Genomic DNA, 20460 nt, shown 5'->3' with positions numbered 1-20460 from the left:
CTAGGGTCGCCCGCATGGGACCGGGGGAGCCGCGGCTGGACGTCGCGCGCGTCCGCGGCCTGTTCCCCGGCCTCTCCGACGGCTTCGTGCACACCGACGCCCCGGCCGGGACGCTGGTCCCCGAGAGCGTCGCGCACGCCGTCTCCTCGGCCATGCGCGTGCCGGTGGGCAACCGCGGCGGCGTCTTCCCGTCCTCGGCCCGCACCGAGGGCCTGGTGGCCAGCGCCCGCGCCGCCGTCGCCGACCTCGTCGGGGGCGTCTCCACCGGCGTCGTCCTCGGCCCCAACACGACCACGCTGACGTATGCGGTGGCCCGGGCGCTGGCCCGCACCTGGCGCTACGGCGACGAGGTGGTGGTCAGCCGCCTCGACCACGACGCCAACATCCGCCCGTGGGTGCAGCTGGCCGAGCAGGTCGGCGTCGCCGTCCGGTGGGCCGAGGTCGACATCGAGACCGGCGAGCTGCCCGCCTGGCAGTACGACGAGCTCATCACCCCGCGGACCCGTCTGGTGGCGGTGACGGCGGCGAGCAACGCCATCGGCACCCGGCCCGACGTCGCGGCGATCGCCGCCCGGGCGCACGCGGTCGGCGCCCTGGTCTACGTCGACGCCGTCCAGGCCGCGCCGCACGTCCTCCTCGACCGGGCGGCACTCGGCGCGGACTTCCTCGCGGTGTCGGCCTACACCTTCTGCGGCCCGCACGTCGGCGCGGTGGTGGCCGACCCGGCGCTGCTGGCCGAGCTGGTGCCCGACCGGCTGCTGCCCGCACCCGACCGGGTGCCCGACCGCTTCGAGTCCGGCACGCCGCCCTTCGAGCTCTACGCCGGCGTCACCGCCGCCGTCGACCACCTGGCCGGCCTCTGCGAGGACGCCGTGGGCAGCCGCCGCGACCGGCTTCGGGTGTCCATGGCCGCGGTCGCCGCGTACGAGGGCGGGCTGTTCGACTGGCTGGACCAGGCGCTGCGGGCCATGCGGCACGTGCAGGTGGTCGGCTTCCCGGAGCACACCACGCCCACGCTGTCGTTCACCGTCCCGGGCATGCGCCCGCGGCAGGTGGCCGCCGAGCTCTCCCGCCGTGCCATCTGCGCGTGGGACGGCGACTTCTACGCCCGCGAGCTGTTCGACGCGCTCGGCGTCAACGAGCTCGGGGGCGCCGTCCGCCTGGGACTGGCCCACTACAACACCGCCGAGGAGGTCGGCTACGTGATCGACTCGGTGGCGGCGCTGCGCAGCACGCTCTAGTCAGGCGTCCGGGAGCAGCAGCACCTTGCCCACGTGCTCGCTGGCCTCCACGACCCGGTGCGCCTCGGCCGCGCGCGACATCGGCAGCCGGCGGTCGACGATCGGGCGCACCACGCCGCGCTCGACGTCGGGCCACACGTGCGCGCGCACCGCCGCGACGATCTCCGCCTTGCCGCCCGGGCCGGTGACCGGCCGCGACCGCAGCGCGGTGGCGTGCACGGACGCGCGCTTGGCCAGGAGCCTGCCGAGGTCGAGCTCGGCCCTCGTCCCGCCCTGCATGCCGATGACGACCAGCCGCCCGCCGACGGCGAGCACGTCGACGTTGCGGGCCAGGTAGGCGGCGCCCATGTTGTCCAGGACGACGTCGACCCCGGCGCCGTCGGTCTCCTCGCGGACCCGCGCGACGAAGTCCTCGTCGCGGTAGTCGATCGTCACGTCGGCGCCCAGCTCGCGGCAGACGTCGAGCTTGGCCCGGCTGCCCGCGGTGGTGAAGACGCGGGCGCCGGCGCGGGCGGCGAGCTGGATCGCCATCGTGCCGATGCCGCTGGAGCCGCCGTGCACGAGGAAGCGGTCGCCGCGGCGCAGCCCGGCGAGGGAGAAGACGTTCGACCAGACGGTGCAGGTGACCTCGGGCAGCGCGGACGCGGTGGCCAGCTCCACGCCGGCCGGGCGGGGCAGCAGCTGCACCGCGGGGACGGCGACCCGCTCGGCGTAGCCCCCGCCGGCCAGCAGGGCGCACACCTCGTCGCCGACCGACCAGCCGGTCACGCCCTCCCCGACCTCGCTGACGACCCCGCTGCACTCCAGGCCCAGGACCTGGCTGGCGCCCTTCGGCGGCGGGTAGTTCCCGGCCCGCTGCAGCAGGTCGGCCCGGTTGACCGCCGTGGCGACGACGTCGACGACGACCTCGCCGGGTCCGGCCACCGGGTCGGGGACCTCGCCCCAGCCGAGCACCTCGGGTCCGCCGGAGCCGTCCGTGGTGACCGCGCGCATGGCCTCGACCCTAGGAGGGCCCTCCCCGGCGTGCCCGTGCCGGTCCGGGCAGGGCACGCCGGGAGGGCGCCTAGACGCGGGCCTTGAGGTCCTTGCGCAGGATCTTGCCGGCCGCGGACTTGGGCACCTGCTCGATGAACTCGACCGCGCGGATCTTCTTGTGCGGGGCGAGCCGGCTGCCGGCGTAGTCCATGACCTCCTGCTCGGTGAGCTCGGCGCCGGGCGCCTTCACCACGAAGGCCTTGGGCAGCTCCTCGCCGCTCTCCTCGTCCTTGACCCCGATGACCGCGGCGTCGGCGATGGCCGGGTTGCCCAGGAGCACGGCCTCCAGCTCGGCCGGGGCGACCTGGTAGCCCTTGTACTTGATCAGCTCCTTGACGCGGTCGACGACGGTGTAGCAGCCGTTCTCGTCGACGATCGCCACGTCGCCGGTGTGCAGCCAGCCCTCGGCGTCCAGCGTCTCGTCGGTGGCCTCCTGGTTGTTCAGGTAGCCCTTCATCACCTGCGGGCCCCGGACCCACAGCTCGCCGCGCTCGCCGGCCGCGGCGTCCTGCCCGGTCGCGGGGTCCACCAGGCGGCACTCGGTGTTGGGCAGCGCCAGGCCCACCGAGCCCTTGGGCACCGCGGGCACGCCCTCGGGCAGCCGGTCGGCGTCGGGGGTGGTGTGCGAGACCGGCGACAGCTCGGTCATGCCGTAGCCCTGGGCGACGACGACGCCGTCGTCCGCGCCCTTGCGCAGCCGGTCCTGGGCGGCCTGGGCCAGCGCCTCGTCCAGCGGCGCGGCCCCGGAGGTGATGCTGCGCAGCGAGGACAGGTCGAACTGGTCGACCATCGGGTGCTTGGCCAGCGCCAGCACGATGGGCGGCGCGACGAAGGCCCGGGTGATCTTCTGGTCCTGGATGGTCCGCAGGAACTGCTCGAGGTCGAACCGCGGCAGGGTGACCACGGTGCCGCCCCACTGCAGGCCCTGGTTCATCAGCACGGTCAGGCCGTAGATGTGGAAGAACGGCAGGACGGCGATGATCCGCTCGTCGCCCTCGTGCAGCGACACCAGGGGCCGGGACTGGCTGACGTTGGCCACCAGGTTGCGGTGGGTGAGCATGACGCCCTTGGGCAGGCCGGTCGTGCCGCTGGAGTAGGGGAGCGTGACCAGGTCGTTCGCGGGGTCGATGTCGACCTGCGCCGACGGCGCGTCGCTGGTGATCAGGTCGAGCAGCGAGGCGTGGCCCTCGGCGCCGTCCATGACGATCACCTCGTCGACCGGCGTCTGCTCGACGGCCTCGAGCGCCCGGTCGAGGAACGGCGAGACGGTGACGAGCACCTTCGCGCCGGAGTCCTTCAGCTGGAAGGCGACCTCGTGCGCGGTGTAGAGCGAGTTGATCGGGCTCATCACGCAGCCGGCGCGGGCGATGCCGTGGAACACCACCGGGTACCACATGGTGTTCGGGCACAGGACGGCGACGACGTCGCCCTTGCGCAGCCCGCGGGCGGCGAGCGCGGCGGCGACCCGGTCGACGTAGGTGGCCAGCTGGCCGTGGCTGATGGAGTCGCCGGTGAGTCCGTCGACCAGTGCCGGGGAGTCGGGACGCGACGCGCCTCCGGCGAGGACGAACTCGGGGACCGACAGGTCGGGGATCTCGACGTCGGGGTAACGACTGGCCAGTGCCACGGGGTGCTCCTCCTGGGGGACGGGTGACGCCAGTCTCACACCCCGGGTGTGTCGTGGGACACGGGGGTTACTCGCGAGTCACCTCATCGGGGCCACAGCACCGACTGGGTGCAGCGGAACAGCGCGAGCGTCTTCCCGGCGCCCGAGGAGACGACCGCGTCCCACACCTGGGTGCTGCGTCCGGCGTGCGCGTTGGTGGCGACGGTCTGCACGCGGCCCTCGCGGACGGTGCCCAGGAAGTTGCTCTTCAGCTCGATGGTGGTGAAACCGGCCGCCCCCTCGGGCAGCAGCGCGCGGGTGGCCAGCCCGCAGGCGGTGTCGGCGAGGGCGACGACGGTGGCGGCGTGCAGGTAGCCGTTGGGCGCCAGCAGGTCCGGGCGGACGTCGAGGGCGGCCTCGAGCCGGCCGGGTTCGTGCGCGGTGATGGTCAGGCCGATGAGTCCCGGCAGCGTGCCGGGCAGCAGCGCGTTGAGCTCGTCGGCGGTGTGGAACCCGGTGGCGGCCATGCGCGGCAACGTAGCGAGCCGGGCCGCCACGATGATCAGGTCACCTGATCGTGGCGCGTCCCACCCGACGTCCCACGGTGCGGTCGGACGCGCGGCGGTGGGGGAGGACGTCCTCCGGTGCGGGAGGACGCACCGTGATCGGCCCGGCCGTCGCGGGCCCCGTCACGGACCGCTGAACTCCGCGGCGGCCCCGCGGAAGCGCCGGCGGTGCGCCCGCACCCGCCCGCCACCGCTGCGCCGGCGCAGGTGCAGCCGCTCCCGGTGCGCCTCCGCCGAGTGGACGACGGTGACCGGGCACGGCGCGTGCAGCACGCACTGCATCGTCGTCGACCCGAGCAGCATCGTGGAGAACCCGCCGTGGCCCCGGCTGCCGACCACCAGCAGGTCCGCGCCGGCCGACTCCCGGATGAGCGCGTCCGCCGCCGCGCCGAGGACGGCCGTCACGTGCACCACCGGGTGCGGCCCGGGCACCTCGCGGAGCACGTCCGCGAGGACGGCCTCGGTGGCCTCCACCGCGGCCCGCTCGGCGGCCGCGTACTGCACCTCGCCGACCGCGTCGAAGTCCATCCACGCCTCGGGCGGGCGGTGCGCGACGACGGCCTCCACGGGCAGGTCCCGGCGGACGGCGTCCTCGACGGCGAACCGCACCGCGGCCCGCGCGCCCGCCGACCCGTCCACGCCGACGACGACCCGGTGCCCCCGGGCCTGCGACTCCTCGACCCCTGCGGCCTGCTCGGTCATGACGGCCTCCTCGACGCCGCCTCCGTGGGGTCCGGCGCCGCCACGGGCCACCCGATCGTCGTCCCGCCGGCCACCCGGCGACAAGGACCTCGCGCCCGCTCCGGGGTCCCGCCCCGGGGTGTGGTGCCCGGCCTCGCGCTGCAGGGTGAGGGCGGGCACCGCGGGGTGGGGGCGGCGGCCGTCGGGTGCGGGACCCGGTCTCCTCAGGCCAGGCCGCGGACGGTGCGCGCGGGCGGGCGGTCGCCCCGGATCGAGGCGACCATGTCCAGGGTCTGGCGGGTCGCGGCGACGTCGTGCGCGCGGAACACCCGGGCGCCCAGCCACGCGCTGACCGCCGTCGCCGCGAGCGTGCCGGTCAGCCGCTCGTCGAGCACGACGTCGAGGGTCTCGCCGACGAAGTCCTTGTTCGACAGCGCCACCAGCACCGGCCAGCCGGTGGCGACCAGCTCGTCGAGCCGCCGGGTGGCCTCCAGCGAGTGCCGGGTGTTCTTGCCGAAGTCGTGGCCCGGGTCGACCAGCACCCGGTCGCGGTCCACGCCCGCGGCGACCGCCGCCTCGGCCAGCGCCGTCGTCCGGGCGACGACGTCGGCGACCACGTCGTCGTAGCGCACGCGGTGCGGCCGGGTGCGCGGCGGCAGCCCGCCGGCGTGCGTGCACACGATGCCCGCGCCGGCCTCCGCGGCCACGGCGGCCAGCTCCGGGTCGACCCCGCCCCACGCGTCGTTGACGACGTCGGCCCCGGCCGCCAGCGCCTCGCGCGCCACCTCGGCCCGCCACGTGTCGATCGAGATCGGCAGCCGCGGGTGCGCGGCGCGGATGGCGGCGACCAGGTCCACGGTCCGGCGGATCTCCTCGGCGGCGTCGACCTCCTCGCCCGGCGCGGCCTTCACCCCGCCGACGTCGACCACGTCCGCGCCCTCGGCCACCACCCGGTCCACCCGCTCGACGGCGGCGGCCAGCTCGTAGGTGGCGCCGCGGTCGTAGAACGAGTCCGGCGTGCGGTTGACGATCGCCATGACGACCAGCGCGCCGTCGGGGACGTCGAGCCGGCCCAGTCGCAGCACCCGTTCCTCCGTCCTGCAGCCGGTGTGGTGGAGTCAGCCAACCAGACCACCGTGAGGGAGGACGTGCGATGGCGCAGACCACCGTGGACGGCGTCGAGGGCGTGCAGGGGCTCGTCGGGCAGCACCTGGGCCACAGCGACTGGGTGGAGGTCACCCAGCAGCAGGTCGACCGGTTCGCCGAGGCGACCGGTGACCACCAGTGGATCCACGTCGACCCCGAGCGGGCCAAGCGGGAGAGCCCCTTCGGCGGCCCGATCGCCCACGGCTACCTGACGCTGTCGCTCCTCCCGGCGCTGCTGCCGCAGATCATCGACATCACCGGCTTCCGCATGGGCGTCAACTACGGCACGGAGAAGGTGCGCTTCCCGTCCCCGGTGCCGGTCGGCAGCCGCGTGCGCGCCGGCGCGACGCTCGCCTCCGCGACACCCTTCGACGGCGGGATCACGATGAACATGGACGTCACCGTCGAGGTCGAGGGCGGGTCCAAGCCGGCGATGGTCGCCACCGTCGTCTACCGCCGCTACCTGTAGGACGCGCACTTCCGCGGATGTGCCCCGGGCACATCCGCGGAAGTGCACGATCAGGCGACGATGGCCTGGTTGACCAGGGCGCGCAGGTAGGCGCGGATCGGCAGCGTCGACGAGGGCAGCAGCTGCGTGAAGAACGTGACGACGACGTCCTCGACCGGGTCGACGTAGAACGCCGTGGACGCCGCCCCGCCCCAGCTGTAGTCGCCCTCGCTGGCCACGCCGCCGTAGCGCACCGGGTCGATCACCATGGAGAAGCCCAGGCCGAAGCCCACCCCGCGCAGCGGCGTCTCGGCGAACAACGGCCGGCCGAAGGTCTCCAGGTCCGCGCCGCCGGGCAGGTGGTTGCGGGTCATGTGCGCGATCGTGCGGGGGCCGAGCAGCCGGCCGCCGTCGAACGACCCGCCGCGGCGGAGCATCTCGGCGAAGCGCACGTAGTCGCCGGCGGTGCCCACCAGCCCGCCGCCGCCGGAGAGGAACGCCGGCTTCGACAGCGCGGCGGCGCCCATGGTGTCCAGCGGGGCGAACCCGGTGGCCGCCCCGCCGGGCTGCCCGGGGACGGCGGCGTAGAGGCGGGCCAGCGACGCGGGGTCGTCGTCCTCCCGCAGGCCGAAGGAGGTGTCGGTCATACCGAGGGGACCGAAGACCCGCTCCTGGAAGAAGACGTCGAGCGTCTGCCCGGACACCACCTCGACCAGCCGGCCGAGGACGTCGGTGGAGACGCCGTAGTTCCACTCCGAGCCGGGCTGGAAGACCAGGGGCGCCGACGCCCACTGCCGGCAGACCTCGGCGGAGTCCGCGCCGGGCGGGGTGCCCCACTCATGGCCCATCGCGCGGTACACGGCGTCGACCGGGTGGGCGTGGTGGAAGCCGTAGGTCAGGCCCGAGGTGTGGGTGAGCAGGTGCCGGATGCGGATCGGCTCGACCTGCGGCTGGGTGACCGGCTTCAGCGCCGACCCGGCCACGTAGACCCGGGTCTCGGCGAACTCGGGCAGCCACCTCGCGATCGGGTCGCCGAGCTCGAAGGCGCCCTCCTCGTACAGCATCATCGCCGCCACCGAGGTCACCGGCTTGGTCATCGAGAAGATCCGCCAGCGGGTGTTCTCCTCCACCGGCAGGCCGCTCTCGACGTCGCGCATCCCGGCGCGGCCGACGTGCGCCAGCCGCCCCTTGCGGGACACCGTGACGAGGAAGCCGGGCAGCTGCCCGTCGTCCACCCAGCGGGCCAACCGCCGGTCGAGGCGCTGCAGCCGGGCGGGGTCGAGCCCCACCTCGGCCGGGTCGGTGTCCAGGGCCAGTCCGCTGCTCACGCGCTCCTCCGTCCCGCGCCGTCCGCCCGTCGGGCGGCGCCTGCCCGGGCATCCTCACCCACGCGGAGGTGGGCGCGGTCACAGGGGGCAGGCGCCGCCCCGGCGGCGGGAGGTCGCACCGGTGCGTCGCCGGGGACCCCGGCGGGTCACACCGGCACGTTGCTGGCGGCCTTCTTCAGGTTCGAGCCGGCGGTCACCTTGACGGTGTTGGCCGCGGGGATGTCGATCGACTCGCCGGTCTGCGGGTTGCGGCCGGTGCGCGCCGAGCGCTGGGTCCGCTCGACGGTCAGCAGACCGGAGACGGCGACCTTCTCACCGCGGGTGATCGCCTCGACGAGCTCCTCCTGGAGGCCGTTGAGGACGGCGTCCACGGTGGAGCTCGGCACGTCGGCGCGCTTGGCGATGGCGGAGACGAGTTCGGCCTTGTTCACGGGGATCCTCTCGTGGGTGTCGCGACCGCGCGGTCTCGGCGGGCCGCGTCCGGTGTGCCGCCGCGCTGCGCGGCGGCCGCCCCGGGCGGGCGCCCGGGGGACGGACCGGTCCCCTTCGCGGTGGTCCGGCCCGGGGCACCGTGTCACGTCCGCGGGGGATCTGGCCAGTCCAGGGCCTCGTCGCCACCCGGCCGGGCACCCAGCAGACCCGCTCTCCCCACCTGCCCCAGCCGCCGTCCGGGCGGCCCGGCAGCGGTCCCGGGGAGGGCCGCCTAGCGTGGGGGAGTGCCACAGCTGCCCGGGACCGACCTGACCGTCAGCGACCTGTGCCTCGGCGGCAACGTCTTCGGCTGGACCGCCGACGAGGCGACGTCGCACGCCGTCCTCGACCGGTTCGTCGACGCCGTCCCCGGCACCCTGCGCCCGTTCGTCGACACCGCGGAGATGTACGGCGACGGCCGCTCGGAGCAGATCCTCGGCGGCTGGATGGCCGAGCGCGGCCTGCGCGACCGGGTGGTGGTGGCGACCAAGGCCTCGCCCCAGCAGAAGGCGCACCCGCTGGCGGCCGGGGAGATCCGCGAGGCCGCCGAGCGCTCGCTGCGCAACCTGCGGACCGACCGCATCGACCTCTACTACGCGCACTACGACGACGAGACGACGCCGCTGGAGGAGACGCTCACCGCCTTCGACGAGCTGGTGCGCTCGGGCAAGGTGCTGCACGTCGCGGCGTCGAACTACTCGCCGCAGCGGCTGACGGAGGCGCTCGACACCTCCGAGCGGCTGGGCCTGACCCGCTACGTGGCGCTGCAGCCGCACTACAACCTGGTGGAGCGGCCGGTCTACGAGGACGGCCTGCGCGACGTCGTCGCCGACCGCGGGCTGGGCTGCCTGCCCTACTTCGCCCTGGCCAAGGGCTTCCTCACCGGCAAGTACCGGGCCGGCGAGCGGGTCGACTCCCCGCGCGCCCGGGGTGCGGCCGCCTACGTCGGCGAGCGCGGGGACCGGGTGCTGGCGGCGCTCTCGGAGGTGGCCTCCGCGCACGGGGTGACGCCGGCCGCGGTGGCGCTGCGCTGGCTGGCCGACCGGCCGACCGTCACCGCGCCCATCGCCAGCGGCCGCGACGTCGACCAGTTGGCCGACCTGCTGCCGATGCAGGACCTGGTGCTCACCGACGACGAGCACGCCGCCCTGACCGCCGCCAGCGCCTGACGCGGGCGGCGAACGGGTCCTCCTAGTGCGCCGCGGCGGCGCCGGCGAGGTCCTCGACGCGCACCAGCCCGAGCACGGCCCCGGCGGTGTCGGTGCAGACGACCGGGTCGAAGCGCTGGGCGGGAGGCCGGCTCAGCGCCCGGTGCAGGGTCACGGCGACGCCGTCGCCGTGGTGCGCCCGCAGCGACACCGCAGCGGTGTACACCGCGCCGGTGCGCGGGTCGGCCAGCCGCAGCGCCAGCGGCGCGCCCGACGGGTCGACCAGGACCACCGGCGGCACGCCCGGTGTCGGCTCGGCCGCCTCCACCTGGCGCACCGGGCGCAGCAGGCCGGCGACGGTGTCGGCTCCCCGGGTGCGGGCGGTCTGCGCCCGCACCAGCGCGGCCACCTCGGGGTGCAGCGGCGTGAAGCCGGACGTCGGACGGCCGAGCAGCCAGCCCTGCGCCAGCGGGACGCCCAGGCGGCAGACGGTGGCCAGCTCCCCGCGGGTCTCGACGCCCTGGGCGAGCAGCCAGGAGTCGGTCCGGCCGGTCAGCCCGGACAGCACCTCGGCGATGGCCTGGCGCACCGGGTCGGCGTCGACCCCGGCGACCAGCGACCGGTCCAGCGCCACCAGGTTCGGCCGCAGGGCGGCGATCCGGCCCAGTCCCGACCAGCCGCCGCCGGTGTCGTCGAGGGCCACCAGGGCACCGCGGGCCCGCAGCGCGGCCACCTGCACGCGCACCGCGGCGGGGTCGGCCACGACGTCGTGCCCGGTCAGGCCCAGGACGACGCCGCGCAGGTCCGGCCGGCCGGCCAGCACGGCCTGCACCGGCCGGCTGTCGAGCAGGTGCGGCGCGACGTTGACGACCAGGAAGGTGTCCCGGGGCAGGTGCGCGACGGCGGTCAGTGCCCGGTGCAGCGCGAGGGCCTGCAGCTCGCCGGCCACCCCGGCGTCGGCGGCCGCGGCGAACCAGACCTCGGGCCCGGCGGTGCCGGGGAAGCGGGACAGCGCCTCGTAGCCGGCCACGCGGGCCCGGGCGAGGTCGACGATCGGCTGGAAGACGACGCCCAGGTCGGCGGGGTCGGCCAGCAGCGGCCGGCAGTCCGGCAGGCGCGAGGTGAGGGTGCCCGGCATGCCCGGGTGGTCGTCGGCCCCGGCGTCGCGCTTGACCGGCGGCAGGCGGAGGATCACCCCGTCGGGGGACCACGCCAGCGGACTCAGTCGTCCGTATCCCGGGCACCGCGTGGCACCATGACCGGTCGCGGCCGCTCGGGCCGCCCGCGCACGAGGAGGGGTCGTGTCCGTCCCCGTGCCGTTGCAGGGTCCTGACCTGCTGCACGACGCCCACCGCGTCGCCGCGGCCCGCCGCCTGCTGGTCGAGGTGCCCGGCCCGGCGGCCTTCGACCGGCTCTCCGGCCTGGCCGCCCGGCTGCTCGGCGCCGGCCACGCCAAGGTCACCATCTTCACCGACCAGGACACCGTCGTGGGGGGCCACGGGCTGCCGCCCGGCGTCGTCGGCGGTCCGGCGCTGCTCACCGGGCAACTGTCCGCGCGGGTGGTCCGGGACGGGCGGGTCCTCGTCGTGCCGGACGGCCGCTGCGACGAGCGCGTCGCGGACCTCCCGGCCGTCACCTCGGGTGCGGTCGTCGCCTACCTGGGCGCGCCCCTGGTCTCGGCGTCGGGCCGGGTGGTCGGCGCGCTCGCCGTCTACGACACCACCCCCCGGGCGTGGCACGACGACGACGCCGCCCTGCTCGAGCACCTGGCCGCCTCCGTGGTCGCCGAGCTCGAGCTGTCGGCGGCCCGCTCGGCGATCGGCGCCTCGCTGGCCCGCCTCGACGTCGCCCTGGAGGCCAGCTCGGTCGGCATCTGGGAGCACGACCCGCGCACCGGCGTGGTGTCGTGGGACGAGCGCTGTGCGGCGGTGCACGGCCTCGAGGGCGCCCAGGAGTTCACCGACGTCGACCGGATGCTCGCCGAGCGGATCCACCCCGACGACCACGCCGCCGTCCGGGCGGCGATGGCCGAGGCGTTCGCCGGGACGGGCGAGTACGTCGTCGAGTGCCGGGCGCTGCACGCCGACGGCGGGACCCGCTGGACGGTGTCCCGCGGGCGCGTGGTGCGCGACGTCCGCGGCGAGGCGGTGCGGGTGCTCGGCACCGTCGTCGACGTCACCGAGGCCCGGGAGCAGGCCGACCGCCGGATGGCCGCGGTGCAGCGCGCCGCCGCGGTGGCCCAGGTGGCCGCGGAGCTCGCCAACGCCACGGCGCTGTCCCAGCTGGCCGAGATCGCGCTGCGCGGCGCGCGGGTCCTGGGCGCGTCGTCGTCCGCGCTGGCCGCCTTCGACCGCGACGGCACCCTGCGGCTGCACCTCGGGCAGCGGCTGGCCGACACCGTGGCCGCGGCCGCCGCCGAGGCCGACGTCGAGGTGGACCTGGGCGAGCGGGGCGTGGTCGTCGAGCTCGACGACGAGCTGCCCACCCAGTACGCCGCCCACCACGGCGAGCGGTTCCTGTTCGCCGACCTCGAGGAGGCGGTCGCGCGCTTCCCGCGGATGGCCGAGGTCGGCCCGGCGCTGGGCGTGCGGGCGATGGCCGCGCTCCCGCTGCGCGTCGAGGGCCGGCTGCTGGGCAGCTTCGTCGTCGTCTGGGACACCGAGCACGCCTTCGCCGACACCGACGCCGAGCTGCTCGACGCGCTGACCGCGCAGATCGCCACCAGCGTCTCCCGCATGCGCTCCCGCGCCGAGCGGGCCGCCGCCGAGGCGGAGCTGCTGGCGGCCAACCGGCGGCTGCAGCTGCTCGCCGAGGCCGGGCAGGTGCTCTCGGGCAGCCTCGACATCACCGAGCAGCTCGACCGCCTCGCCGGCCTGGTCGTGCCGGCGCTGGCGGACTGGTGCTGGATCGTGGTCACCGAGGAGCAGGGCCGGCTGCAGGAGGTGGCCTGGGCGCACCGCGACCCGGCCCGCCGCGAGGACGTCGCCGCCTACGTGCGCGCGATGGTGCCCGGGATGAGCGACGAGCACGCCGCCCGCGTGGTCACCCGCACCGGCCGGCCGCTGGTCGTGCCCGACCTGGACCCCGAGCGGATCGCCCGCTCGCTGCCCGACCCCGCCGCCCGGGAGACGCTGCTGCGGCTGGAGCCGCGGTCGGCGCTGATCGTGCCGCTGGTCGCCCGCGGGCACGTCATCGGCGCCCTCGGCACGGCCAACGGCGCCGAGCGTGGCCCGCACACCCCCGAGGAGCTGGAGACGGCGGTCGAGGTGGGCCGCCGCGCCGGGCTGGCGCTGCAGTCGGCCCGCCTGTACGCCCAGCAGCGCGACCTGGCCGAGGTGCTGCAGCACAGCATGCTCACCGCGCCGCCCCGGCCCCCGGGCTGCGAGATCGTCGTCCGCTACCGCCCGGCGTCCGAGGGCGCCGAGATCGGCGGCGACTGGTACGACGCCTTCGTCGAGGCCGGCGGGCACACGGTGCTGGCCATCGGCGACGTCGTCGGCCACGACCGGCACGCCGCCGCGGTCATGGGTCAGCTGCGCGGGCTGCTGCGCGGGATCGCCTACGCCGGCGACCCCTCGCCGGCCGAGGCGCTCACCCGGCTGGACCGGGCGGCGGTGGGACTGGACCTGGGCGCCATGGCGACGGCGGTGGTGGCGCGGCTCGAGCGGCAGCCCGGGCAGCCGGCGCTGCTGCGCTGGTCGAGCGCCGGCCACCCGCCCCCGGTCGTCGTCGACCCCGACGGCGGCGTCCGCGCGCTCGACCCCGGGCACGCCGACCTGCTGCTCGGCGTCGACCCCGACCGGCCGCGCACCGACTGCACCGACGTCCTGCCGGTGGGCAGCACGGTGCTGCTGCACACCGACGGGCTGGTCGAGCGGCGCGACCGCGACCTCGACGCGGGCACCGCCGAGCTGGTCGCGGTGCTGCGCGACGCGGCCGGCCTGCCGCTGGAGGAGCTGTGCGACCGGGTGCTCGCGCGGCTGTTCCTGCCCGACGCCGAGGACGACGTCGCGCTGCTCGCCGTCCGGGTGCGCTGACACCGCGGTCGTCCGGACCGCACTGCAGCGCGTCCGACCGCACCGCAGCGCGTCCGACCCGACGTCCCACCGTCAGGTGGGACGCGCGACGATCAGGTCACCTGATCATCGCCCGCCCCGCCCTCAGATCTCGGTGACCTCGTAGGAGTGGCCCGCGGCGCGCAGCCGCTCGACGAGCACGCCGTCCAGCGCGGTCGCCGGGGTGAGCGAGCCGGCGCGGTCGGGCAGCCGGTCCCCGTCGAGCGCCAGGCCCAGCGCGACCTCGCCGAGCATGACCGACGTCGCCTTGTAGCCGGGGTCGCCGGGCCCCGCCGCGGTCGCCCGGTAGCGCCGCCCGCCCTCGGTGGCGGCGTCGACGACCATCCGGAAGAAGCCCTTCTCCCGGGCCGCCTCCGACGGGCCGCTGCCGGGCGCGGGCAGCACCCGGTCGAGCAGCGCGCGGGTCGGCGCGAAGGCGAGCGCGCCCAGCCCCGCGGCCAGGCCGGTGGTGATGCCGGCGGCGGCGAGTGCCCCGGGGAGGCCGCGCCCGGCGCTCATCGCCTCCCCGTAGCGCATGTTCCGCCCGTAGGACCACTCCTGCAGCGCGTTGCTGCGCCGCACGATCCGGGTGTTGAACGGCGCCATGACGAACGGGGCGGTCCACCGGCCGTCGGCGGCCAGGGCCGGCGGGGCGGCGTCCGGGGGCTGCCGGGTGCCGGGCTCGGCGGCGCGGTCGGGGGAGAGCGCGTAGGGGTCGCCGATCAGCCGGCGCACCGCGCGGTCGGTCGCCATCGCCTCGATCTGGCCGCGCATGGAGGCGACCGTGCCGCCGCTGAAGCCGCCGCGCAGGCTCGCGACCAGCCGGACGTCGGTGAGCCCGCCGGCGCCGTCCTCCCGCGCCCGCTCGGCGAGCAGGTACACCGACAGGTCGGAGGGGATGGAGTCGTAGCCGGCGGCGTGCACGATCCGCGCGCCGGACTCCCGGGCGACGGCGTCGAAGCGGTCGATCGCCTCGCGGACGAAGAGCACCTCGCCGGTGAGGTCGGCGTAGTGGGTGCCGGCCCGGGCGCACGCATCGACGACCGGCAGGCCGTACCGGGCGTAGGGACCCACGGTGGTCACCAGCACGCGGGTGCTCCCCGCCAGCTGCGCCAGTGACGCCGGGTCGCCGGTGTCGGCCTCCAGCAGCGGCCAGCGCCGCCCCGCCGCCGGCAGCTCCGCGGCGGCCGTGGTCAGCCGCTCCCGCGACCGGCCGGCCAGCGCGACCCGCAGGTCGGGCGGCGCGGCCTCGGCCAGGTACCCGGCCACCAGCCGGCCGACGAAGCCGGTGGCACCGAGGAGGACGACGTCGTGCTCGCGGTCGGGCTCGCTCACGGGCCCATCCTGGCCGTGCCCGGGTGGCCCGCGCGACCGCGGCCGGCTCGCGGTGGTCCCGGTCACCCGCCACGCTGGCCTCCTCCCACACCCAGCGCCGCAGGAGGAACCGTGGCCGTACGCCCGCCGGACGAGACCGAGGTCGCCGCGCTCGCCTCCTCGTGGGGCATGCGCCCCGACGAGGCGGAGGTGGCCGCCTACACCCCGCTGGTCGCCGCGTTCCTCACCTCCTACGACGCCGTCGAGGAGCTGTACGCCGAGGTCGCCCCGCAGCCGCCCGCCGACCGGTCCGGCACCCGGCCCGACGACGCGGACAACCCGCTCGGGGCCTGGTACGTGCGCACCGAGATCCGGGGTGCGGCCGACGGTCCGCTGGCCGGCCGCACGGTGGCGGTCAAGGACAACGTGGCGGTCGCCGGCGTGCCGATGACGAACGGCAGCCACACCGTCGAGGGCTTCGTGCCGGCCCGGGACGCCACCGTGGTGACCCGCCTGCTCGACGCCGGCGCCACCGTCACCGGCAAGTCCGTCTGCGAGGACCTGTGCTTCTCGGGCGGCAGCCACACCTCCGTCAGCGGCCCGGTGCGCAACCCGTGGGACCCCACCCGCACGACGGGCGGCAGCTCCAGCGGCAGCGCCGCGCTGGTCGCGGCGGGCGAGGCCGACCTGGCGCTGGGCGGCGACCAGGGCGGGTCGATCCGCATGCCGGCGGCCTTCTGCGGCATCGTCGGGCACAAGCCCACCCACGGTCTGGTCCCCTACACCGGTGCCTTCCCGATCGAGACGACCCTCGACCACCTCGGCCCGATGACCCGCACGGTCGCCGACGCGGCGGCGGTGCTCGACGTCCTGGCCGGCCGGGACGGCGAGGACCCCCGGCAGCCGGCCGACCTGGCGCCCGACGCCTACGCCGCCGCCCTCGGCGGGGACGTCGCGGGCCTGCGGGTCGGCGTGGTCGCCCAGGGCTTCGGCTGGGAGGAGCTGTCCGAGGACGGCGTCGACGACACCGTGCGGGCGGCGGCGGGGCGGCTGCGGGAGCTGGGCGTCGAGGTGGTCGACGTCGACCTGCCGTGGCACCGGCACGCGCTGCACGTCTGGAACGTCATCGCCACCGACGGCGCGACCGTGCAGATGATCGAGGGCAACGGGTACGGCCACGGCTGGGAGGGCCGCTACGACCCCGAGCTGGTCGCCCACTACGGACGGCGGCGCCGGGAGACCGCCGACCGCTGGTCGCCCACGGTCACCGCGGTCGCCCTCGCCGGCCGCTGGTCGCTGGAGCGGGAGCAGGGCCGGCACTACGCGATGGCGCAGAACCTGGCCGCGGAGGTCCGCCGTCGCTACGACGAGGCGCTGGTCGACGTCGACCTGCTGGTGATGCCGACCGTGCCGATGGTCGCCCGGCCGATCCCGGCGCCCGACGACCCGCTCGAGGTCCGGGTGGCCCGGGGCCTGGAGATGATCGTCAACTGCGCGCCGTTCGACGTCAGCGGGCACCCCGCCACCAGCGTCCCCGCGGGGCTGTCCGAGGGCCTGCCGGTCGGGATGATGCTGGTCGGCCGCCGGTTCGCCGACGCCACGTGCCTCCGGGTGGCGCACGCCTTCGAGCAGCTCGTCGGCGGCTTCCCGCCCCCGCCCGCCCGCTGACCCGCGGGACCGGCGGCCTCAGCGGTCGCGGCGCCGCAGCCGGCGGCGTCCGTCGGGGCGTCCCGGGCGCGTCCGCGCCAGCCGGCTGCGGGCGCGCCCGGGCAGGTCGACGGCGACCGGGGCCTCCCAGCCGCGCCACACCGACAGCACCCGCAGCGCCGCGACCAGGACGATGACCAGCAGCGCCACCGGGATCGGGTCGAGACCGGCCGGGCCGGCGAGCACGGTCAGCGCGGTGGCGCCCAGCAGCGCGGCCACCGCGTTGTACGGGCCCGGCTGCACGATGTCGGCCCGCTGCGCGAGCAGCACGTCGCGGATCACCGCCCCGCCCACGGCGGTCAGCGTGCCGATGAACACCACCGAGGCGCTGGGCAGGCCGGCGAGCTGGGCCTTCTGCGCGCCGATGACGGTGAACAGGCCGAGGGTGACCGCGTCGAGCACCACCAGCAGACTCGTCAGCCGCGACAGCCAGCCGGAGAAGTAGAAGGTCACCGCCGCGGTGATCGCCACGGCCGGCAGGTAGCTCGGGTTCGTCAGCGCCACCGGCGGCCCGGCGGCCAGCAGCACGTCGCGGACCAGCCCGCCGCCGAGCCCGCCGGTGACGGCCAGGAGCAGCACGCCGGAGACGGCGAACCCCTCGCGCGCGGCCAGCAGGCCGCCGGTGAGGGCGCCGACCACGATCGCGGCCAGGTCGACCGCCGCCGGGACGTGCAGGGTCTCGGCGGCCGCGGCGAGGGTGCTCACGGGTGCCCATCCTCCCGCCCGCCGCCGGGGTGTCCCGGACCGCGCTCACCCGTGCGGGGGAGGCCGGCCCCGCCGGGGTCGGCCGGCGCGGCGCGGTGGCCGATGGGGGGCCATGAGCCGCACCGCGCGCACCAGGGCCGGCGGCGCCAGGCTGTTCGCCGCCTACGCCGCGGCCAGCCTCGTGCCGGTGGTCGTGCTGGGCGCCGTCCTCGCCGCGGCGATCCGCCAGGACGCCGTCGACCGCGCGCTGGAGTACGGCCGCGCCCAGGCCGCCGTCGTCGAGGAGATGGCGATCGGCCCGGCGCTCCGCGGCCAGGACCTGGGCACCGGGCTCACCCAGGCCGAGCGCGAGCGCCTGTCGGCGGCCACCGACCTGGCCGTCTTCCGCGGGTCGATCCTGCGGCTGCGGCTGCGCGACTTCTCCGGCGCGGTGCTCTTCGCCGACGACGGCGCCGTGGGCCCGGTCGGCGTGCTGCCCGACTACCCCGCCGGCGAGGACGTCGTCCCGAGCACCGGACCGGGCTTCACCCTCGCCGCGGGCGGCGGCACCGACGTGGCGTTGCTCGACGGCGACGGCCTCGCGGTGGGCCGGGTGATCCGCGTCCTGCAGCCCATCGTGGCCGACACCTCCGGGCGCTCGATCGGCGTCCTCGAGCTGCTGCTGCCCTACGACGCCGTCGCCGCCGAGGTGGAGGCGGCCACGACGCGTACCTACTGGCGGCTGGGCGCCGGCCTCGGCGTCCTGTACGTGGTGATCGGCGCGATCAGCTGGTCGACCACCCGGCGGCTGCGCCGGCAGGCCGCGCAGGCCGAGCACGACGCGCTGCACGACCCGCTGACGGGGCTCCCCAACCGCGAGCTGTTCGCCCGCCGCGTCGAGGCCGAGCTCGTGCGCGGCACCCCGGGCGCGGTCGTCCTCGTCGACCTCGACCGGTTCAAGGAGGTCAACGACACGCTCGGCCACCACGCCGGCGACCAGCTGCTGCGCGAGGTCGGCGCGCGGCTGTCGGCCACCGTCCGGTCGGGGGACACCGTGGCCCGCCTGGGCGGCGACGAGTTCGGCCTGCTGCTGCCCGGCCTGGACGACCCCGCCGACGCGCGCGAGATCGTCGAGCGGGTCAGCGACGCGCTGGCGGCCGAGACCGTCGTCGACGGGGTCCCGCTCGCGGTGGAGGCCAGCTGCGGCATCGCCATGCACCCGGCCGACGCCGCCGACGTCGAGACGCTGATGACCTGCGCCGACGCGGCCATGTACCAGGGCAAGCGCGGCGCCAGCGGCGTCGTCGTCTTCGACCGGCGGTCCACCGTCCCCTCGGCGCACTCCCCGGCCCTGCAGCTCGAGGCCCGCCGCGCGCTGGAGGACGGCGACCTGCGGCTGCACTACCAGCCGCAGGTGGACCTGGCCACCGGCCGCACCGTCGGCGTCGAGGCGCTGCTGCGCTGGCAGCACCCCCAGCGCGGGCTGCTCGGTCCCGGCGAGTTCCTGCCCGCGCTGGAGCAGTCCGGCGTCATGGGCGCGCTCACCGAGTGGGTGCTGCGCCGGGCGCTGGCCGACTGCGCCGCCTGGACCGCCGCGGGCGAGGACTGGACCGTGTCGGTCAACGTCTCGGTGCGCAACCTCGAGGCCCCGGGCTTCGCGGCCACCGTGGCCCGGCTGGCCGCCGCGGCCGGGGTGCCGCCGGCGCGGCTGCACCTGGAGGTCACCGAGACCGCGCTGCCGGCCGACCTCGCCGCCGCGTCGGCGTGCCTGGCCGAGCTGGCCGCGCACGGCTTCGGCGCCGCGCTCGACGACTTCGGCGTCGGCTTCGCCAGCCTGTCGCACCTGCGCTCCCTGGCGCTCACCGAGGTCAAGGTCGACCGCGCGTTCGTCACCGGCGTCGACACGCACGCCGAGGACGCCGCCGTCGTCCGGTCCCTGGTCGAGCTCGCGCACGGCCTGGGGCTGTCGGTCTGCGCCGAGGGCGTCGAGACGCCCGAGGTCGCCGACTGGCTGCGCTCGGTCGGCTGCGACCGCGCCCAGGGCTGGCACTTCTCCCGGCCGCTGCCGTGGCCGGAGCTCACCCGCGCGGCCGCCCTGGTGCCCGCGCTCCCCGTGGAGGTCCTCCCGTGACCCGCTCCCCCCGTGCCCTCGCGGGCGCCGCCGTCCTCGTCGCCGTGCTCGCCACGGCCGGGTGCGACGGGGCCGACCACGCCGCCGAGGCGACCGGGCCGGCCGTGGCCCTCGACGAGGCGCTGCACGCCGCGCTGCCCGAGGACGTGCGGGAGGCCGGCGTCCTGACCGTGGCCAACGACCCGTCGTACCCGCCGGCGTCGTCCTTCGGCCCCGACGGGCGCACGATCGTCGGCTTCGAGCCCGACCTCGGCGCCGCGCTGGGCGACCTGCTCGGCGTCGAGGTGCGCTTCGAGGCCTCGCCCTTCGACACGCTCCTCGACGACCTCGCCGCCGACCGGTTCGACCTGGTGATGAGCGCGGTCACCGACACCGCCGAGCGGGAGCAGCAGGCCGACTTCGTCAACTACTTCCGCGCCGGGTCCTCGATCGTCGTGGGCCGGGGCAACCCGCTGGGCATCCACGACCTGGCCGGCCTGTGCGGCCGCAGCGTCGCCGTCGAGGCCGGGACCGTGCAGGTGGGGCTGCTGGAGCGGGCCCAGGCCGGGTGCGCGCTGCGCATCGCCGTCCAGGAGGTGCCGACCAACGACGACGCGCTGCTCGAGCTGCGCACCGGACGTGCCGACGCCGTCGTCGCCGACTACCCGCCGGCCGTGTACGTGACCACCGACCCGCGCACGCAGAACAGCTACCAGCTGGTGTCCGACACCCAGTACGAGCCGGGCCTGTACGGCATCGCCGTCGCCCCGGACCGCACCGAGCTGCGCGACGTCCTCACCACCGCCCTGCAGCGGCTGGTCGAGGACGGCGTCTACCAGGAGCTGCTCGACCGCTGGGAGGTCGGCCACGGCGCCGTCGACGCGGTGACCGTCAACGGCGCCCTGCCCACCGGGTGACCT

17 protein-coding genes are annotated in these 20460 nt (G+C 76.4%); 7 read left to right on the top strand and 10 right to left on the bottom strand.

Features of this window, described 5'->3' with window-relative positions; genetic code table 11:
- Positions 1 to 14 precede the first annotated feature (14 nt).
- Positions 15 to 1241: a cysteine desulfurase-like protein gene (locus tag LY71_RS18445; RefSeq protein WP_106280383.1), complete on the top strand. Its 1227-nt coding sequence runs from the start codon at positions 15 to 17 to the stop codon at positions 1239 to 1241.
- On the opposite strand, the gene LY71_RS18440 is transcribed toward LY71_RS18445, so the two are convergent.
- The 5 genes from LY71_RS18440 to folP form a co-directional block, all read right to left on the bottom strand.
- A complete protein-coding gene (locus tag LY71_RS18440; protein ID WP_106280381.1) occupies positions 1242 to 2234 on the bottom strand; it encodes an NAD(P)H-quinone oxidoreductase in 993 nt (330 codons plus the stop codon). It abuts the gene before it with no gap.
- Between the two features lie 70 nt (positions 2235 to 2304).
- Positions 2305 to 3903, bottom strand: a complete 1599-nt coding sequence (locus LY71_RS18435; protein ID WP_106280379.1) for an AMP-binding protein — start codon at positions 3901 to 3903, stop codon at positions 2305 to 2307.
- Between the two features lie 83 nt (positions 3904 to 3986).
- Entirely contained in the window at positions 3987 to 4409 is a 423-nt protein-coding gene (locus LY71_RS18430; protein ID WP_106280377.1) for a PaaI family thioesterase, read from the bottom strand.
- Positions 4410 to 4571: 162 nt separating this feature from the next.
- Positions 4572 to 5150: a universal stress protein gene (locus LY71_RS18425; RefSeq protein ID WP_106280533.1), complete on the bottom strand. Its 579-nt coding sequence runs from the start codon at positions 5148 to 5150 to the stop codon at positions 4572 to 4574.
- 203 nt (positions 5151 to 5353) lie between these two features.
- Positions 5354 to 6214, bottom strand: a complete 861-nt coding sequence (gene folP / locus LY71_RS18420) for a dihydropteroate synthase (protein ID WP_106280375.1) — start codon at positions 6212 to 6214, stop codon at positions 5354 to 5356.
- Between the two features lie 68 nt (positions 6215 to 6282).
- Between folP and LY71_RS18415 the strand changes: the two genes are divergently transcribed.
- Entirely contained in the window at positions 6283 to 6744 is a 462-nt protein-coding gene (locus tag LY71_RS18415) for a MaoC family dehydratase (protein WP_106280373.1), read from the top strand.
- Between the two features lie 50 nt (positions 6745 to 6794).
- On the opposite strand, the gene LY71_RS18410 is transcribed toward LY71_RS18415, so the two are convergent.
- Together LY71_RS18410 and LY71_RS18405 are read right to left on the bottom strand one after the other, a co-directional pair.
- Positions 6795 to 8051 (bottom strand): serine hydrolase domain-containing protein, encoded by a 1257-nt coding sequence (locus LY71_RS18410; protein WP_106280371.1) that lies wholly within the window; start codon positions 8049 to 8051, stop codon positions 6795 to 6797.
- Between the two features lie 146 nt (positions 8052 to 8197).
- Positions 8198 to 8482 (bottom strand): HU family DNA-binding protein, encoded by a 285-nt coding sequence (locus LY71_RS18405; RefSeq protein ID WP_211297417.1) that lies wholly within the window; start codon positions 8480 to 8482, stop codon positions 8198 to 8200.
- A 285-nt stretch (positions 8483 to 8767) separates the two neighbouring features.
- Between LY71_RS18405 and LY71_RS18400 the strand changes: the two genes are divergently transcribed.
- The gene (locus tag LY71_RS18400) at positions 8768 to 9691 is read left to right on the top strand and encodes an aldo/keto reductase (RefSeq protein ID WP_106280369.1); all 924 of its coding nucleotides are present in this window, start codon (positions 8768 to 8770) and stop codon (positions 9689 to 9691) included.
- A 22-nt stretch (positions 9692 to 9713) separates the two neighbouring features.
- On the opposite strand, the gene LY71_RS18395 is transcribed toward LY71_RS18400, so the two are convergent.
- Positions 9714 to 10865, bottom strand: a complete 1152-nt coding sequence (locus LY71_RS18395) for an EAL domain-containing protein (protein ID WP_245888065.1) — start codon at positions 10863 to 10865, stop codon at positions 9714 to 9716.
- Between the two features lie 106 nt (positions 10866 to 10971).
- On the opposite strand from LY71_RS18395, the gene LY71_RS18390 reads away from it, so the two are divergent.
- Entirely contained in the window at positions 10972 to 13707 is a 2736-nt protein-coding gene (locus LY71_RS18390) for a SpoIIE family protein phosphatase (RefSeq protein WP_245888062.1), read from the top strand.
- Positions 13708 to 13830: 123 nt separating this feature from the next.
- Here the strand turns inward: LY71_RS18390 and LY71_RS18385 are convergent, their stop codons facing one another.
- On the bottom strand, positions 13831 to 15060 hold the full coding sequence (locus LY71_RS18385) for a saccharopine dehydrogenase family protein (RefSeq protein ID WP_106280367.1): 1230 nt from the start codon (positions 15058 to 15060) through the stop codon (positions 13831 to 13833).
- A gap of 111 nt (positions 15061 to 15171) precedes the next feature.
- On the opposite strand from LY71_RS18385, the gene LY71_RS18380 reads away from it, so the two are divergent.
- Positions 15172 to 16707 (top strand): amidase, encoded by a 1536-nt coding sequence (locus LY71_RS18380; protein WP_106280365.1) that lies wholly within the window; start codon positions 15172 to 15174, stop codon positions 16705 to 16707.
- 18 nt (positions 16708 to 16725) lie between these two features.
- Here the strand turns inward: LY71_RS18380 and LY71_RS18375 are convergent, their stop codons facing one another.
- On the bottom strand, positions 16726 to 17451 hold the full coding sequence (locus tag LY71_RS18375) for a trimeric intracellular cation channel family protein (protein ID WP_106280362.1): 726 nt from the start codon (positions 17449 to 17451) through the stop codon (positions 16726 to 16728).
- 112 nt (positions 17452 to 17563) lie between these two features.
- On the opposite strand from LY71_RS18375, the gene LY71_RS18370 reads away from it, so the two are divergent.
- Together LY71_RS18370 and LY71_RS18365 are read left to right on the top strand one after the other, a co-directional pair.
- Positions 17564 to 19561 (top strand): putative bifunctional diguanylate cyclase/phosphodiesterase, encoded by a 1998-nt coding sequence (locus LY71_RS18370; RefSeq protein ID WP_106280360.1) that lies wholly within the window; start codon positions 17564 to 17566, stop codon positions 19559 to 19561.
- A complete protein-coding gene (locus LY71_RS18365) occupies positions 19558 to 20457 on the top strand; it encodes an ABC transporter substrate-binding protein (protein ID WP_106280358.1) in 900 nt (299 codons plus the stop codon). The genes LY71_RS18370 and LY71_RS18365 overlap by 4 nt, the downstream gene beginning before the upstream one ends.
- Positions 20458 to 20460 lie beyond the last annotated feature (3 nt).

The organism is Geodermatophilus tzadiensis (assembly GCF_003002915.1).
Lineage (GTDB): Bacteria > Actinomycetota > Actinomycetes > Mycobacteriales > Geodermatophilaceae > Geodermatophilus > Geodermatophilus tzadiensis.
The sequence above is the reverse complement of the archived record's forward strand: the minus strand, read 5'-3'. Positions and strand labels throughout refer to the sequence as shown.